This is a genomic window from Campylobacter concisus (assembly GCF_003048775.2).
In the GTDB taxonomy this organism is placed as follows: domain Bacteria; phylum Campylobacterota; class Campylobacteria; order Campylobacterales; family Campylobacteraceae; genus Campylobacter_A; species Campylobacter_A concisus_I.
In genome coordinates this window covers 468,815-485,261 of record NZ_CP049272.1, presented here as the reverse complement: position 1 = coordinate 485,261, position 16,447 = coordinate 468,815, and the positions used below count along the sequence as shown (strand labels likewise).

Here is a 16,447-nt window from a genome sequence, read left to right as displayed (position 1 = left end):
TGGGTAAAAATATGAATTTCTCAGACATTTTTTCAAAGATAAGAAAAGCTCAACCTCGTCCAGAAGAAGCACCTACACACTGGGTAAAATGCGATAATTGTCACTCACTGATGTACTACAAAGAAGTTGAAGCTTGTTTTAATGTATGCCCAAAATGCGGTTATCATATGAGACTAAAAGCTACTGATCGCATAAATTTGATCTGTGATGAAGATAGCTTTGTAGAATTTGACGCAAATTTAAAACCGGTAGATCCATTAAATTTTGTTGATAAAAAATCATACAAAAAAAGAATCACAGAAAATAAAGAAAAAACAGGACGCACAAGCTCAGTGATATGTGGCGAAGGTAAATGCGACGGACAAGAGATCCAGCTAGTTGTTTTTGACTTTGGCTTCATGGGTGGTTCGCTAGCTTCAGTTGAGGGTGAAAAGATCGTAAGGGCGATAAAACGGGCAATAGAAAAACGCCAAGCTTTAGTCATAGTGAGCGCTTCAGGTGGAGCTAGAATGCAAGAGAGTACATTTTCTTTGATGCAAATGTCAAAGACATCAGCTGCTTTAAAACTACTTGATGAAGCGAAACTACCTTATATCTCAATACTTACTGATCCGACAATGGGTGGTGTTAGCGCCTCTTTTGCTTGGCTTGGAGATCTAATAATCGCTGAACCTGGCGCTTTAATAGGCTTTGCCGGTCAAAGGGTCATCAAACAAACCATTGGTGCTGACCTTCCAGAGGGATTTCAAAGAGCCGAGTTTTTATTAGAACATGGCTTAATCGATGCTATTGTGCCAAGAAGCGAACATAAAAAATATATAAGCGATATGGTTAAATTTCTCACAAATAATAAGACAATACATCAAAAAGATAACCAAGATGAGAGCGGAAATAACTTTGAACTAAAGCTAAAAACCAAAGGCTAAATTTGGAAATTTCAGTTTTTAGCATTCAAAAATCATCACGTGACAACTTTGAAAACGAAATACAAGAATATATAAAAATGAGTGCAAAATTTGCCAAGATAAACGATAAAGTCTTTTTCAATGAAAAAATAGCAAAAGCTCAAAGCACTGGAAAAAGTGAAGCATTAAGAGCTTATGATGAAATTTATGAGCCAAATTTAAAAGGCTTTTGCGTAATGCTTGATGAAAATGGCTTGCAACTTGACAGCCAAGAATTCGCACAAATTTTAAACTCAAATTCACAAATTAACTTTTTCATAGGTGGAGCTTACGGCCTTAGCCAAAATTTAAAGAATAAAGCGCAAAAAATCATAAGCTTAAGCAAGATGACGATGGCGCATAAGGTTGCCAAGCTTGTACTTTTTGAGCAAATTTTTAGAGCACTTTGCATAAATGCAAACCACCCATACCACAAATAAAGGAATATAAATGACACAAACTGAGCTAAATTTTTTTAAAAAATTACTTGAAGAAAGAAAATTACAGATCAAAAAAAATATCTATGATTCATCTGTTGAAGTAAATGGCTTAAGAGATAGTGGTGTAAGCGATGAGTTTGATATAGCCTCAGTAAATACAGACCAGCTAATAGAGCATTCGATCTCGACACAACAAAGAGCGGAGCTATCAGAAATAGATGAAGCACTAGAGAAGATAGCAAATAAAACTTATGGGATTTGTGATATGTGTGAAGAGGAGATCAGCATACCGCGACTAAAGGTAAAACCACATGCAAAATACTGCATAACTTGCCGTGAAATAATCGAAAAAACAGCAAAAAACTAAGGAGAAAATATGAAAACTAGAAAATTTCTCGTCTATTGCATAATCTACATAGTAGTTGTTGCAGGGCTTACTTATTCTCTTAATAGTTCTGATTACACATTTGAGCTTTTAGGCCAAACTATAACTTTGCCAATTGCTATTTGGGTCGCTCTTCCAGTAGCTGTTTTAGCACTTCTTGCCCTACTTCATATCGCTTATCATGGATATGCTTTTTATAGATATAAAAAATGGATCAAAAAAGATAGCCAGCTTTATAAAGATTTAGCCAAAGAGACGCTTCTTGGCTTTGAGAGCAATAAAGACTTTAAAACCGACACTTACAAGATCGCCTCACAGCTTACTCGTTCTATCTCACCAGTAGGCGAGCTTAAAGATGTCGGTGTAGATGATGCCGAGATAAACAATATCTTACAAACTATAAAAAGTATAAAAAATAAAGAGATCGTCGATCTAAAGAAATTTAGACTAGCAAAAGATAGCAAGTTGAATATCCTAAATGAGCTAAATAAAATCGAGCAACTACCTACTTATTATCTTGACATACTTAAAAATCAAGATCAAAACGAGAGCCTTAAAAAAGCTGCATTTGATAAACTCATAAAAGTAGCTTCTTTTAGCGAAATCAAAAGATTAAATTTTGAGCTAGCAAGTGAAGATATAATGCTTATTATTACCCGATTTGTAAATGACGAGATCGATCTAAGCAGTGATGAAATTTTTGATCTTTTAAACAACGTAAAAGTGACAAAAACTCAATACGACAAAGCAGCCATAATGCTTAAAAATAAGCTAAAACCAGACGCATTTATCGGCATCTTTGAGAAGCTAAAAAGCATCCATGCTGATGCTGATGAGGCTTACGTATATGCGCTATTTGAGCTTCAGATGCTTGATAAAGTAAGAGAGGCTATCGAAGGTAGCGACCCAGATGAGTTTAAAGAGATAAAGGTCTTGCTGTTTTTACGAGATAACGGCAAAATGGTGCCTAGCTCGTTATTTTTTAAATGATAGACTTTAGCAAAAAGCCACTTTTCTTAGCGCCTCTTGCTGGCTTTTCTGACTTGCCACTAAGAAGCGTAGTTAAGAAATTTGGCTGCGATGTCACTGTTAGCGAAATGATCAGCGCAAATGCCTTGGTCTATGAGAGCAGTGACAAAACGCTTGAAATGCTTAAAAAATCCCCAAACGAAGAGCCCTACGTCGTTCAAATAGCTGGTAGCGATATAGAAAATATAAAAAAAGCCGCGCAGATAATCAATAAATTTGATGGAATTTATGGGCTGGATCTAAACTGCGGCTGCCCTGTGCCAAAGGTCGTTAAACAAGGAGCGGGTTCTGCTTTACTAAACGATCTTGACAAGCTTCAAAATATAATCTCAGCCATAAAAAGCGTCTCAAAAAAAGAGAGCCTAAGCGTTAAATTTAGACTTGGCTTTAACGATAAAAATGAAGAAAAGATAGCAAAAGCCTGCGAAGAAGCCGGCGCAAACTATATCGCAGTCCATGGGCGCACCAGAGCTGGTGGATACAGCGCAAAGGTTGATTACGAAGCGATCGCTAGAGTAAAGGCGAGTGTAAAAATTCCAGTCGTCGCAAATGGCGATATAAACGCACAAAATGCAGATGAAATTTTAAACCTTACAAAGTGCGATGCCCTAATGATAGGTAGAGCGAGTATTGGTAATCCTTGGATATTTCACGAGATAAAGACCAAAACTAGCGTAGATAAGGCGCTAAAACAAAAGATAATCCTAGCTCACTTTGATGCGATGATCGAGCACTACGGAGAGCATGGGCTTTGCATATTTAGAAAGCATTTGCATCAGTACAGCAAGGGTATCGACGGTGCAACAACCTTTAGAAACGATATAAATTTCATCAAAGACGCCCATGTGATGAGAGAGCGTATAAGGGAGTTTTTTGCCTAGATGCAAGGCTATATCCTGCGCGTGCAAAAGGTCAGAGACGAGGACCTTTTAGTCTTTGTGCTAACGCCAAATTTGCTCGTAAAGTCATATAGATTTTTTGGCGCACGCCACTCAAATATCATGACCGGCTACAAGATCGACTTTGAGCTAGAGCAAGAGGCAAAATTTCTACCAAAGCTTAGAAGCATACTTCATCTTGGCTTTAAATGGCTGTTAGAGCGAGACAAGCTCATCATTTGGCAGCAGTTCATGCGCCTACTTTATGATCATCTAAAAGAGGTCGAGCAGCTTGATGAAATTTATTTTAACGAGCTTGATCGTTGCGCCAAACAGATGCAGCTGCAAAATCCAAAACGCCTTATCATCGAAAGCTACGTCAAAATTTTAGAGTATGAAGGCAGGCTTCACAGCGAGCTTGAGTGCTTTATCTGCGATGAGGAGATAGAAAACGAGCTTTGCCTAACTCGTGGCTTTTTGCCCTCTCATAAGCACTGCCTTGATAGGAGCGAATTTGACACTAGCAAGATCAAAAATTTGTTTGATACAAAAAGCACGATCGAGCTAAATGATGATGAGATAAACCGACTTTATAAAATTTTACTTGACGGACTTTAAACTCTATTATGACTATTTTTTAAGCTTCAATTTTCTAAGTTATAAAATTCTAACCAGTAGCTTTTTGCACTAAATGCTTTTGTATTTGTTGTATATGACAGTTTTGATTTATTAACAAGTACAAGAATTTCATCTATTCATACATTTTTTTATTTATTTTGATACGAGCTAATTAAAATAGAAATATTTACAGCTTGCTTCTTGGGATTAGTCCCAAAAAACAAGTAAAATTTTACTCTTCACTACTGCTATTGAGAGCAAAAAAAGTATCAGTATGGATATTTTCAAATGATGCTTTTAGCGAAGTAAAAAGCTTTGGATTTTCTTTTTCTAAGGTTGCTAAAAGCTGTTTGGTTTCATACCTAGCATGCGGCATCTTTACGTCAAATCTCATTGCAGGGCATGCTTCATCACCGATAACTCTTAATTCATTTTTGATAGCATTTTCGCGAAGCTGTCTCTCGCGAACGAAGATAAATGGCCTAATAACCGTGATTCCATTTTTTGCAGTATATTTTGGAGCAAGCGTCCTTAGTGCACCATTATATGTAAAGTTCATAAAAAAGCTCTCCGCTGCATCGTCTAAATGATGAGCAATCGCAAGTTTATTAAAACCATGTTTTAAGGCGTAAGTATAAAGATAACCTCTTCTCATACGAGAAAAGAAACTACAAAAACTGGAATTCTTACGGATTTTCTCTTTTGAAATCTCAAAGATTGAGCTATCTATCACTTCATGCTCTATTCCGTGCTCATTGCAATGCTTCGTAAGATAAGCGTAGTCCTCACCCATGCCGTAGCTTAGTGTTACTGCTTTAAACTCAAATTTTTCAGGTGTAACGTTTTGGATATGCTTTAGTACGTGAGCTAGTGCGAGGCTATCTTTACCACCGCTAAGACCAAGCAAGATCTTATCTCCGCCCTCTATCATCTTGTATCTGGCATTTGTCTGACCAACTTGCCTAAGAAGCCTTTTGCTAAGCTCTATCATAAATTTTCTACCATTTCAAGTATAAATTTTGCACTAACATTTGCTGAATCTTGCAAAAATTTATCAAAGTCAAACTCTGCTGCATCACCAGCTCCATCGCTGATAGCTCTTAGTATAAAAAATGGCACACCAAGTGTTTCGCAAACTAATGCAACGCTAGCACCTTCCATCTCAGTAGCGCTCGCATTAAATATCTTTTTTATCCAATTTTTCTTTTCATTATCACAGATAAACTGATCTCCGGTCGCAATAATACCAGCACTTAAGCTCATATCTTTTTTATCGGCTATCTTTTTTGCCAGTTCATTTAGCCTTTCATCACTTTTGACAAAGATGCTTGTGCCTGGCACATAGCCATAAGGATGGCCAAAAGCCGTAATATCAAGATCATGTTGCACTAAGCTAGTAGCATAAAGCATATCGCCTATTTTTAAACTCTCATCAAGTGAGCCAGCTACGCCAGTAAAGAGCAACTTTGAGGCCTTAAATTTTTCTATCATCAAAGTTGCTGTTATAGCTGCATTTACTTTGCCTATCTTTGAATAGGCAATGACTAGCTCTTTTCCTTTATAGTTTGCTAAGTAAAATTTATTATTTGCATATTGAACAGTTTTATATTCACCAACCATTTCCAGGATCGGTGTTATCTCCTCTTGCATAGCTCCTAGTATCGCTATCATCTCTCCTCCAAAATTTTCACAACTTCTTCAAGACTTGCCATATCAGTAATACTATAAGTTGGCTTTTCAGTAATTTTTTTATTGATGCCCTTTAACGTCGCAGCACCAAGCTCGATAAAACAATCAACATTATTTTCATAGTTTTTAATGCTTTGTTTATAGCAAACTGGTTTTATTAGCTGCTCTTTTAGCAGAACTAGTGCTTCACTTTTATCGGTATAAATTTTAGCATTTACGTTTGAGACAACTGGAGAAAATTTGGCAGCCAAAGTACTCTCAAGCTCACTTGCCAACCTAACACTAGCTGGCTCAAGTATCGGACAATGGCTTGCTACTGACATATTTAAAAGCATTGCTCTTTTTGCGCCAGCTTCTTTAAATTTTGCTTCATAGCTAGCAAGATCGGCTCTTACACCAGCGACAACGATTTGTCCATCGCAGTTGTAGTTTGCAGCATAAATTTGCAAACCTTCTTCTCTTGCTTTTTTACAAATTTCTTCAACCACTTCATCACTAAGTCCAAGAACTGCCATCATGCCAGCATCTTTGCCAACGCAGGCTTCTTGCATAAATTTACCACGTAAATTCACAAGCCTAATCGCATCAATAAAATTAAATGCTCCACTAACTGCAAGAGCGGTAAATTCTCCAAGTGAGTGCCCAAGACTAAATTCTGGTTTTTCTTTAATAAAATTTGAAAAAGCCAAATAAGTCATTAGTGAGTTTAAAACAATAGCTGGCTGAGTAAATTCTGTTTTATCTAACTTATCGTTTTGTGTAAATAAAAGCTCTTTGTAATCAATGCCAGTGTCATTACAAGCATCATTTAAAAGTAACTTAGCAGTAGAAAAATTTTCGTAAAAGTCTTTTCCCATACCAATACTTTGCGAGCCTTGGCCCGCAAAAACAAAAGCAAATTTTTTCATTTTAGCTTCTTAGTGATGGTGATGTCCGTGTCCACCGCAACCGCAACCACCATCCTCGTGTCCATGTCCATGACCGTGTCCATGACCTCCGCAGCACTCATGCTCATGCTCATGATCGTGACCACCGCAACCGCAAGTATGAGCCCCAGCTACCATGCCTGTTGCTTTTTCATCTTCTGTCGCATCTCTAACTTCTAAAACTTCAACATTAAATAGCAAATCTTTACCAGCATATGGGTGATTAAAATCAACTGTTACTTCGTCATCTTTGATCTCTTTAACAATGACACGAACACTTGAGCCATCCTCATTTTGACCAAAAAGCTCCATTCCTTCATGTAAATCTATACCAGCAAATTGCTCTTTTGGTAACGACTGAATGGCTTCGTTATTATATTCACCACAACCCTCTGCTGCCTTTACGCTTATAGTTGCTCTTTCGCCTGATTTTAATTTGCTTACTTCTTCTTCAAGCTTTTCTATAATATGGCCATGCCCTGTTATAAACGAAATTTGGCCACCTTCTTGCATGTTTGACTCTAAAATTTCACCAGTATTAGCATCTTTTAGTTCGTAAAACATAGTTATAACTTGATCTTTACTCACAATAATCTCCTTAGATTTGGTTTTTTGATTAATGTGGGATTATATCTAAAAAAGATTAAAATTTAGTTTCTATTGGGAGAGGCTTTGGCTTCTTTACTATCTGGATAACCGACTTTTAAAGCCTTATAAAATCTATTTGCACTTTGCGTGTCACCTATCTTATCAAAGCTTATAGCTGTGTGATATAGAAGTTTTGGTGTATAGTCAGCCTTATCTTCGTTCTGTATGCTTTTTTTATAGTATTGTATAGCTGTACTGTATGATTTTTGACTGTAAGCAACTTCACCTAAATAATAATTTGTTGCACCAGTTTTATAGCCTTTTTTATTTAAATATTCAAAATATTCAGCTGCTTCTGTACTATTGCCAGAATTTAGAAGTTTAATGCCATCAGCCAAAATATCTTTATCGCTTTTTCCACTAAAATTTGAAGTTGGCTTATTTTGTTGTTTTGGATTTGCATTTTGCTTTGGTTGGGCAGCATTTTTATCCATTATTGCACCTAGTTTGTTTAAGGCTGCAGTAATATTTTTGTAGTTTTTGTCTTGTATATCTCTAGTCTCATCAACATAAGCCTTCAGTGATGTCAAACTTACACCAGAATCACTTATGCCCCCATTTACCTTCGTCTCTATATCATTTATTCTCTGCTCAAGCTTATTCATTCTAGCACTCATGCTCTCAATCAAGCTTTGCAAACCTTGAAGTTGTTCTAAAACACTATTCACATTCTCTTCAATATTTTGAACACTTCGCTTATTATTTAGGGTAGCTTTTTCATTGTCAGTTAGACCATATGGATTCGCACTATCCATATTGCCTGCATCAAAAGCTGAAATCTCTTGACCGGAGGTAATAGAGATAGTGGCTCCAATGAGAGCCACTATAATCGATTTTTTGTTCATTATTATTTAATTATAAATTATGGAAGTACTTTGAAATCTGCACGTCTATTTTGAGCATCGCAAGCTTTTGTTTTATCTGTGCAAACTGGATTGCTTTCGCCGAAGCTAACTACAGCGATTCTATCAGCACTAACGCCATTTCTTACAAGAGCATCTTTAGCGCTTTTAGCACGTTTTAAACCAAGGGCATAGTTATACTCATCTGTACCCCACTCATCGCAGTTACCTTCTACTTTTATAGAAAGAGCTTGAGCGTCAGCTTGGTTAAATACTGATGCATTTGAGCTAACAACGCCTTGTTGATCAGCTTTGATATTAAATTTATCAAAGTCAAAGTATACACTTTTAACTTGACTCTCGATGTTAGCAATAAGAGCTGCTAATCTATCAGCATCACTCATGCTACCTGAATTGTCTGCAGATTGATTTGAATTTGAATTCATATCAACTTCAGGGTTTTTTGAGCTACAACCGCTCAACAATAAAGTTGCAACTGCAACACTTGCTAGAACTACTTTTTTCATTCCTTATCCTTTTTTAGAAATTTGGTCGAATTATATCACAAAAATTTTAAATTTTATCAGAATATTACCAATCTATAGATTGAATTTTTCCTACTTTTAAAGGAAACTGAAAACTTCTGTTTTCATTTAGCCTAACAACACCTAGTGAACTTTGACCGCCAAGCTCTTTTATAAAGACAACACTTTGCCCATCGCTTGAGAATCTTGGATAGTTATTTTTGCCATTTGCTGTAAGCTGTCGTATAAAATCCGTTTGAGTTGAAATTAGATATATATTAAAACTACCGCTTGCTTCCCTGCTTGAATAAACAACATAATTTTCAAATGTGCTTACAGAGTTATTATTCTTACCATGAAATACCATTTGTTCAACGCTTCCGCCAGAAATCGCAGGAGTTGCAAAAACATTAGGATAACCAAGCCTATCTGATACAAAAACTATCTTACTATCATTATCTACAAAATTTCCATTTACATCTATACCTGGATAATTAGTAATCTGCGTCAAATTTTTGCTATTTGTATTATAGATAAATATATCTGGTTGATCTTTTGGTGCCATAGTTAATAAAATTTTACTTCCATCTTTACTAACATCTGAGGCTATGAGCATGCCAATGCTATCAATTATCTTTGTTTTTGTGCCAGAATTTAGATCATATCTAAATAAAGTTGGTTTATTATTTACATAAGATGTATAGTAAAATTTACTTTGATCAGCTCCAGCCCATTTAGGAAAAATATTTAGTCCGCCACTTACTATGGTCTTTTGATATGTAAGTGTATAATCTGCAACTATGATAGAGCTTTGGCGAGCTGAAGTATATTTTGAAAGAATAATAAATTTTTCCATCCAGCCAACTGGTGGTAAATTGAGCTCATTAGTAAGCTCAACTATACTTTTATGCGCCAAAAACGGATACTTTGCGCCGTCTGGCATAGTATAAACCTTCTCATATCTTGTAGTTGCTGTTTTAGCGTTTATCAGTTTTACTCTCAAAGTAAGAGGTGAGCCCATAGAGCCCTCAAGAGCATATCTAAAGATAAGCTCGACGCCTTTATCGCTCATTGTATTAGTAGTCGCATCCCCTTCATAGGTAGAAGGCACATGATCTTCGATTACTTCAAAATCGGAACTAACCTTTAGATCTCCTAGCATGATTTTAAAGAATTTATCTTTAAAAGCCATATCGCTAACAGCAGTTGTTGCATCTTGCAAAGCTATCTTTGGCAAGGCAATACCTTGATTTACAACAGATATGGTCGCATCAGCAGCATAAAGCCCTAGAGCAACGCATAAAAAAAGAAAAATTTTCTTCATCTCTACTCCGTAAATTTATAATTTTTGGTCTATTCTATCTTCTAAATCTAAATCAAAAGTAGTGCTTTTGTTTGGATTAAATGGAAATTTCTCTGCAGTAAGCTTTTCTAGACACTCTTTTACCTTTGCATTAAATTCTTCATTGTATGATAGCTCTAAAATTTCATAGCTGAAATTTCCACTTTGATCTATCATGAATTTCACCTTAGCTATATTTGCAGAGTCAGCTTTATAGCTTTGCCATCTTCTTTGAATTTGCTTTGTTATGGCTCCCTTTAATGGATCGTATGTGCCCGTCATTTGCGATTTTGGTGCGGTTGGATTTTGATCTATCTTTAGGCTCTTGATGATGTCGCTAGCCTCTTTTGCAGCTTTTGAGCTAGAAGCCTCGCTTTTTTTGCGGCTTTGTACTTTATTCTCAGCCTTTTTTATACCATCATCTTTTTTAAGTTTCGTAGGATCTATGTCACTAAAGAGATCTTTTATATTTGGCTCTTTTGGTTTTGGCTTTTCAACTGGCTTTGGTGTAGGTTTAGGCTCAGGTTTTGGCTCTAGCTTAACATCTTCTTTAGGCTCTTCACTTGGTTTTAAAATTTCTGGTTTTGGTTCTGGTTTTTTAGGCTCAGGTTTTGGTTCCTCTTTTGGAGGAGTTGGTAAGCTTGGCGTAGGTAATGGTTCATCTGGTACAACAGGCTTATTTGTAGTCTCTTGTTTATCTTCTTCTGACTCCTTTTTTGGTTCAGGCTTTGTCTCTTTAACTACTTCATCTGCTTGTTTTGGGGCCTTAATGGTTTGATCAACTTCTCTATCAACCATAACCACATCCATAATAGCATCTTTATCATCGGTATATTTCTTAGGAGGTTCTACAAAAAATGTAAGCTTTATAAATAAAATAAGTATAATAGTAACGTAAATACAAAACGCTACAAGAAACGAACTAAGCGTTGGAAATTTAACTTTATTTGACATTTTAACCGTTTGTCTCTAAAGCTACTTTATTAAAACCAGCACCTTTCAAAGTCTTTAATACAAACATAACATCATCGTATTTTAAATTTTTGTCAGCTTTTATATAGATAGGCGAGGTTTTATCGTATTTTGTACTCATTAATGCGATATTATCAGGAAACTCAGCAAGGCTCATAGTACTTTGATCAACTCTAACTTGTCCTTGCGAATTTATAGATACTATAAGATCTTTTTGCTTAGATGTTGAAGTTTTTGCCTTTGAACCATCCGGAAGAGTAATATCCTCTTGATATGTTATGGTTGGCATAGTAACCATTAAAATGGCTAGTAAAACAAGCATAATATCAACAAGAGGAGTTATATTTAGCTCTGGTGTTTCATCGGTAAATTTAGCAGCCATTTATAGTATCTCATCATCTTTTTTAAGTGCTATCATTACATCAGCCTGACGCTCGATAACGCTCATTAATTCATAAGCTTTTCTTTTTATGAGTAAGTTAAATGTATATGCTGGGATGGCAACAAAAATTCCGCAACCAGTTGCAACAAGTGCCTCTGAAATAGCTGGGGCGATAATACCAAGCGATGAACCTCCACCATTTCCAAGTTGTGAAAATGTCTCTAAAATAGAAACAACGGTTCCAAAAAGACCAATAAAAGGCGAAGTAGATGCTATTACACTTAGCCACGTTAGCCCACTTGTAGCATTTTTCTCGGCTATACTTATACATACGTTTAGTTTTTCTCTTGAGATTCTTCCATTTGCACATTTTCTCAAAGACGAATCATTTGGAATATTTTTAGCACCCATAAGCAGTGCTTCAAGTGCATTTTGCTCACGTTTTTGCCAAGCTCCAATACCAGCCATTCTTGAAAAAAGAATTGTAAAACTAACTATAAAATATATTGACAGCCAAGTTAAAACAATAATTGTAATAAAACTACTTCTTTGAATATAATTTAAAAATAAATCTATACCGCCCACTTATCTAGTTCTCACTACATTTTCCATTTTAGATATAGTTGCTGCAAAAGCATTTGTATCACTGCTCATGCTCTCTATCAAATTTCTAGCAGCTTCCAATGAATTTGCAAGCTCACTTTCACTATCACCAGAGACGTAAACCGCACCGTCAGCAAGTATTACCACCTTACCTTCATCAATCTTTGCATAGCCCCAGTTAATCGCAACAACATCATGTTTTTTATTTTTATGTTCTATATCTATAATACCTGCTTTTAAAAGAGATATTAATGAGGCATGGTTTGGTAAAACACCAAACTCACCCTCGCTACCTGGAAGCACTACACTGCTCACGTCATCATTAAATATCTGACCTTGAGGAGTTACGATCTCTAAATGTAATTTATCCATTACGCTTCCTTTTTAAATTTAAGCCTTAAGTTTCTCAGCTTTGGCTAAAGCCTCATCTATATTTCCAACCATATAAAATGCTGCTTCTGGTAAGTGATCATATTTACCCTCTAAAATTCCCTTAAAGCCAGCTATATTTTCGTCAAGACTTACATATTTACCAGGGCTACCTGTAAATACTTCAGCAACGAAGAATGGCTGAGATAAAAATCTCTCTATCTTTCTTGCTCTATCAACTGTTAGCTTATCTTCTTCGCTAAGCTCATCCATACCAAGGATCGCAATGATATCTTGAAGATCTTTATATTTTTGAAGTACAGCTTGAACGCCACGAGCTACCTTATAGTGATCTGCTCCTAAAATTTGTGGATCGAGCATTCTTGATGTTGAATCAAGCGGATCAACAGCTGGATAGATACCTTTTTCTGCGATCGATCTATTAAGAACCGTTGTAGCATCAAGGTGAGCAAAAACTGTAGCAGGAGCTGGATCTGTAAGATCGTCAGCTGGAACGTAAACAGCCTGAACAGAGGTAATTGAGCCTTTTTTAGTTGACGTGATTCTCTCTTGGAATTTACCCATTTCACTTGCAAGAGTTGGCTGGTAACCAACAGCTGATGGAATACGTCCAAGTAGAGCTGACATCTCTGCACCTGATTGAGAGAAACGGAAGATGTTATCGATAAACATCAAAACGTCAAGTCCCATCTCATCACGGAAGTACTCAGCCATTGTAAGGCCAGTTAGCGCGATACGGTTTCTTGCTCCTGGTGGCTCGTTCATTTGGCCGTAGCACAAGGCAACTTTATCCAAAACATTACTTTCTTTCATTTCGTGATAAAGGTCATTTCCTTCACGAGTTCTCTCACCAACGCCTGCAAATACAGAATAACCGCTGTGTTTAAACGCAACATTGTGGATAAGCTCCATAATAATAACCGTTTTACCAACACCAGCACCACCAAATAGACCTACTTTACCACCCTTTGCATAAGGAGCTAGAAGGTCAACTACCTTGATACCAGTTTCAAAAATTTCACTTTTTGTGCTTTGCTCTTCAAATGGAGGAGGATCGCGATGGATAGACCAATGCTTATCAAAATTTACTCCCTCGCCCTCGTCGATCAAATCACCGACGACGTTAAAAATTCTTCCCAAAACTTTTTCGCCGACCGGGACGCTAATAGGTGCACCAAGTGCTTTAGCCTCTAAGCCACGAGTCAAGCCCTCACTCATATCCATAGCGATCGTTCTAACTCTATTATCACCTAGGTGAGCAGCAACTTCTAATATTAGTTTATGTTTCTTGCCCTCAACCTCAAAGAAAACTTCGATAGCTTCATTGATCTTCGGCAAGTAGTCATTAAAGTCAACATCGACCACAGGGCCCATAACTTGACTAATAACACCCTTCATTCATACTCCTTTTATTTCATTGATTCAACACCACTGATGATCTCAATAAGCTCAGTGGTAATAGACTCTTGTCTTGCTTTATTGTAAGCAAGATTTAACTGTTTGACGCGTTGTTTAGCATTGTTTGTTGCATTATCCATAGCTTGCATTCTAGCGCTGTGCTCAGCCGCCAAAGAGTCAACCAAGGCATAATACATACTATACTCAAAATATTTATTGAGCAATTCATCCATAATCTTAGTATAGTTATCTTCTGGCTCAAATTCCATCAAAGAATTTGTCTCAACAGCAACTATCTTAGACGGCTCAATAGGCACAATATCATTTACTCTAATCTCTTGAGAAATCATATTTTTATAACCATTGTGTATTAGCACGACTTTATCAGTTATGCCATTTGTAAAGTCATCGATGGCATCTTTTATGATTTTTTGAGCTTTTTCATATGTAGGAGAAGAGCTAGCTCCGACGTAAGTCTCAAGTAGCTCAACGCCTTGAAAATTGAAAAATTCTATACCTTTTTTACCAACAGCTCTTAGTCTGACCTTGATCTTTTTGGCTTTTAGCTCATCAATCATGCGCCTAACTGTCTTTATAGTTTGGACATTAAAGCCACCGCAAAGCCCTTTATCAGCGGTAACAAATATAATATCAACCTTTTCTACACTCTTTGTTGTGTTAAAAAATTTACTCTCAGTCATAACTGAAGCATATTGATTGATCTTATAAGCTATCTCGGATAAAACCTCATTTATCTTAAGTGCGTAAACTCTAGAGTAGCGAGCAGCCTCTTCAGCTTTGCGAAGCTTTGCTGTAGAAACAAGCTTCATCGCACGCGTCGTCTTTTGAGTATTCTGAACGCTCTTGATCTTTCGTTTTATATCTTTTAAATTTGACATATCTTAGCCCTAGTTAGCGGCAAAAGTCGCTTTAAAATCTTTCAACGCTTTATGTAAAATTTCTTCTACCTCTTTATCAAGAACCTTTTTAGTTCTGATCTGCTCAAAAATTTCAGGGTATTTTGCCTCGATATATGGATATAACTCTGCTTCAAATTTTGTTACATTTGCAGTTGCAACATCATCTAAATAGCCCTTAGCACCAGCAAATATGATAACTACTTGATTCTCAACTGGAAGTGGAGAATATGGAGGTTGTTTTAGTACTTCAACCATCTTTTGACCACGCTCTAGTTGTTTTCTTGAGCTCTCATCAAGGTCACTTGCAAACTGAGCAAATGCTTGTAGCTCACGGTACTGAGCAAGGTCTAGTCTTAGTGTACCAGAAACTTGCTTGATAGCTTTTATTTGAGCTGCACCACCGACACGAGAAACAGAAAGACCAACGTTGATCGCTGGACGGATACCTGAGTTAAATAAGTCGCTCTCAAGGAAAATTTGACCATCTGTAATAGAAATAACGTTTGTTGGAATATAAGCTGAAACGTCGCCCGCTTGAGTCTCAATAATAGGTAGAGCTGTTAAAGATCCCGCACCTAGCGCGTCATTTAGCTTACTTGCTCTCTCAAGAAGTCTTGAGTGAAGGTAGAAAACGTCGCCCGGATAAGCTTCACGGCCTGGCGGTCTTCTTAAGATCAAAGACATCTCACGGTAAGCAACCGCGTGTTTTGACAAGTCATCATAGATGATTAGCGCGTGGCGAGAGTTATCTCTAAAATATTCACCCATTGTTACACCAGCGTATGGAGCAAGGTATTGAAGCGCAGCTGCATCACTAGCACCAGCATTTACAACTATCGTGTAGTCCATAGCGCCATACTCTTCAAGTTTTTTAACGACTTGAGCAACGGTTGATTGTTTTTGACCGATAGCTACATAGATACAAATAACGTCTTGACCTTTTTGGTTGATGATAGTATCGATAGCAACTGTTGTTTTACCAGTTTGGCGGTCGCCGATGATTAGCTCTCTTTGACCTCTACCGATTGGCACAAGTGCGTCGATAGCTTTGATACCTGTTTGAAGTGGCTCATGAACGCTTTTTCTTGCCATGATACCTTTTGCTTTTTCTTCGACGAAGCGAGATTCAGTAGCTTCGATTGGACCTTTTGCGTCGATTGGCTCACCGAGCGAATTTACAACACGGCCGATCAATGCGTCGCCGACTGGCACACGTAGAAGTTTTTTTAGTCTTTTTACAGAGCTTCCTTCTGTGATACCGCTAGTTTTTCCAAGGATAACTATACCAACACTACTCTCTTCAAGGTTAAGAGCCATACCTTTTTCGCCGCTTTCAAATTCAACCATCTCGCCGGCCATAACGTTTTTCAAACCATAAACGTTAGCAACGCCATCAGCAACTGAGATGACTTTACCGGTCTCTTCTACATCAACACTTAAATCAAAATTTTCAATACGCTCTTTGATTATCGTGCTAATTTCGTCAGCTTTAATTTTTGCACTCACGCTTTCACTCC

Annotated in this window: 20 protein-coding genes; 6 read left to right on the top strand and 14 right to left on the bottom strand. The window is 37.0% G+C overall.

What is annotated here, in order from left to right; genetic code table 11:
- Positions 1-11 precede the first annotated feature (11 nt).
- From accD to recO, 6 genes are read left to right on the top strand one after another with little or no spacing between them, the layout of a single operon-like run.
- Positions 12-926 carry an acetyl-CoA carboxylase, carboxyltransferase subunit beta gene (gene accD, locus CVT17_RS02385; protein WP_103629216.1) on the top strand — a complete coding sequence of 305 codons (915 nt, stop codon included), beginning with the start codon at positions 12-14 and terminating at the stop codon, positions 924-926.
- Positions 927-928: 2 nt separating this feature from the next.
- On the top strand, positions 929-1,384 hold the full coding sequence (locus CVT17_RS02380) for a 23S rRNA (pseudouridine(1915)-N(3))-methyltransferase RlmH (protein WP_021090906.1): 456 nt from the start codon (positions 929-931) through the stop codon (positions 1,382-1,384).
- 10 nt (positions 1,385-1,394) lie between these two features.
- On the top strand, positions 1,395-1,751 hold the full coding sequence (gene dksA, locus CVT17_RS02375; RefSeq protein ID WP_035167251.1) for an RNA polymerase-binding protein DksA: 357 nt from the start codon (positions 1,395-1,397) through the stop codon (positions 1,749-1,751).
- Between the two features lie 9 nt (positions 1,752-1,760).
- A complete protein-coding gene (locus CVT17_RS02370; protein WP_107769706.1) occupies positions 1,761-2,759 on the top strand; it encodes a uroporphyrinogen III synthase HEM4 in 999 nt (332 codons plus the stop codon).
- Positions 2,756-3,679 carry a tRNA dihydrouridine synthase gene (locus CVT17_RS02365; protein ID WP_107769707.1) on the top strand — a complete coding sequence of 308 codons (924 nt, stop codon included), beginning with the start codon at positions 2,756-2,758 and terminating at the stop codon, positions 3,677-3,679. The genes CVT17_RS02370 and CVT17_RS02365 overlap by 4 nt, the downstream gene beginning before the upstream one ends.
- Positions 3,680-4,294 carry a recombination protein RecO gene (gene recO / locus CVT17_RS02360; protein ID WP_103629142.1) on the top strand — a complete coding sequence of 205 codons (615 nt, stop codon included), beginning with the start codon at positions 3,680-3,682 and terminating at the stop codon, positions 4,292-4,294.
- Positions 4,295-4,526: 232 nt separating this feature from the next.
- Here recO and CVT17_RS02355 read toward each other — a convergent pair whose 3' ends face one another.
- The 14 genes from CVT17_RS02355 to atpA all read right to left on the bottom strand — a co-directional run bounded on the left by CVT17_RS02355 (position 4,527) and on the right by atpA (position 16,436).
- The gene (locus CVT17_RS02355) at positions 4,527-5,285 is read right to left on the bottom strand and encodes a tRNA 2-thiocytidine biosynthesis TtcA family protein (protein WP_107769708.1); all 759 of its coding nucleotides are present in this window, start codon (positions 5,283-5,285) and stop codon (positions 4,527-4,529) included.
- Complete coding sequence (locus CVT17_RS02350; RefSeq protein ID WP_107769709.1) at positions 5,282-5,965, bottom strand: 5'-methylthioadenosine/adenosylhomocysteine nucleosidase; 684 nt, start codon at positions 5,963-5,965, stop codon at positions 5,282-5,284. Before CVT17_RS02350 ends, CVT17_RS02355 begins: the two co-directional genes overlap by 4 nt.
- Entirely contained in the window at positions 5,962-6,891 is a 930-nt protein-coding gene (fabD, locus tag CVT17_RS02345; RefSeq protein ID WP_107769710.1) for an ACP S-malonyltransferase, read from the bottom strand. Before fabD ends, CVT17_RS02350 begins: the two co-directional genes overlap by 4 nt.
- A gap of 9 nt (positions 6,892-6,900) precedes the next feature.
- Positions 6,901-7,503, bottom strand: coding sequence for an FKBP-type peptidyl-prolyl cis-trans isomerase (locus tag CVT17_RS02340; protein WP_223154487.1), 603 nt, complete (start codon positions 7,501-7,503; stop codon positions 6,901-6,903).
- A 56-nt stretch (positions 7,504-7,559) separates the two neighbouring features.
- Positions 7,560-8,402: a tetratricopeptide repeat protein gene (locus CVT17_RS02335; RefSeq protein ID WP_084041266.1), complete on the bottom strand. Its 843-nt coding sequence runs from the start codon at positions 8,400-8,402 to the stop codon at positions 7,560-7,562.
- A gap of 17 nt (positions 8,403-8,419) precedes the next feature.
- Positions 8,420-8,926 carry an OmpA family protein gene (locus tag CVT17_RS02330; protein WP_021090913.1) on the bottom strand — a complete coding sequence of 169 codons (507 nt, stop codon included), beginning with the start codon at positions 8,924-8,926 and terminating at the stop codon, positions 8,420-8,422.
- Between the two features lie 64 nt (positions 8,927-8,990).
- Complete coding sequence (gene tolB, locus CVT17_RS02325) at positions 8,991-10,247, bottom strand: Tol-Pal system protein TolB (RefSeq protein ID WP_103580401.1); 1,257 nt, start codon at positions 10,245-10,247, stop codon at positions 8,991-8,993.
- Between the two features lie 15 nt (positions 10,248-10,262).
- Positions 10,263-11,219 carry a TonB C-terminal domain-containing protein gene (locus tag CVT17_RS02320; RefSeq protein WP_107769712.1) on the bottom strand — a complete coding sequence of 319 codons (957 nt, stop codon included), beginning with the start codon at positions 11,217-11,219 and terminating at the stop codon, positions 10,263-10,265.
- A 1-nt stretch (position 11,220) separates the two neighbouring features.
- A complete protein-coding gene (locus CVT17_RS02315) occupies positions 11,221-11,619 on the bottom strand; it encodes a biopolymer transporter ExbD (RefSeq protein WP_085657715.1) in 399 nt (132 codons plus the stop codon).
- Entirely contained in the window at positions 11,620-12,204 is a 585-nt protein-coding gene (locus tag CVT17_RS02310) for a MotA/TolQ/ExbB proton channel family protein (protein WP_051288435.1), read from the bottom strand.
- Positions 12,205-12,594, bottom strand: coding sequence for an ATP synthase F1 subunit epsilon (atpC, locus tag CVT17_RS02305; protein ID WP_021090667.1), 390 nt, complete (start codon positions 12,592-12,594; stop codon positions 12,205-12,207). It lies immediately after the preceding gene.
- An 18-nt stretch (positions 12,595-12,612) separates the two neighbouring features.
- Positions 12,613-14,010: a F0F1 ATP synthase subunit beta gene (atpD, locus tag CVT17_RS02300; RefSeq protein ID WP_085657716.1), complete on the bottom strand. Its 1,398-nt coding sequence runs from the start codon at positions 14,008-14,010 to the stop codon at positions 12,613-12,615.
- 11 nt (positions 14,011-14,021) lie between these two features.
- Positions 14,022-14,909 (bottom strand): ATP synthase F1 subunit gamma, encoded by an 888-nt coding sequence (atpG, locus tag CVT17_RS02295; RefSeq protein ID WP_002939426.1) that lies wholly within the window; start codon positions 14,907-14,909, stop codon positions 14,022-14,024.
- A gap of 9 nt (positions 14,910-14,918) precedes the next feature.
- Positions 14,919-16,436 (bottom strand): F0F1 ATP synthase subunit alpha, encoded by a 1,518-nt coding sequence (gene atpA / locus CVT17_RS02290; RefSeq protein WP_009294343.1) that lies wholly within the window; start codon positions 16,434-16,436, stop codon positions 14,919-14,921.
- Positions 16,437-16,447 lie beyond the last annotated feature (11 nt).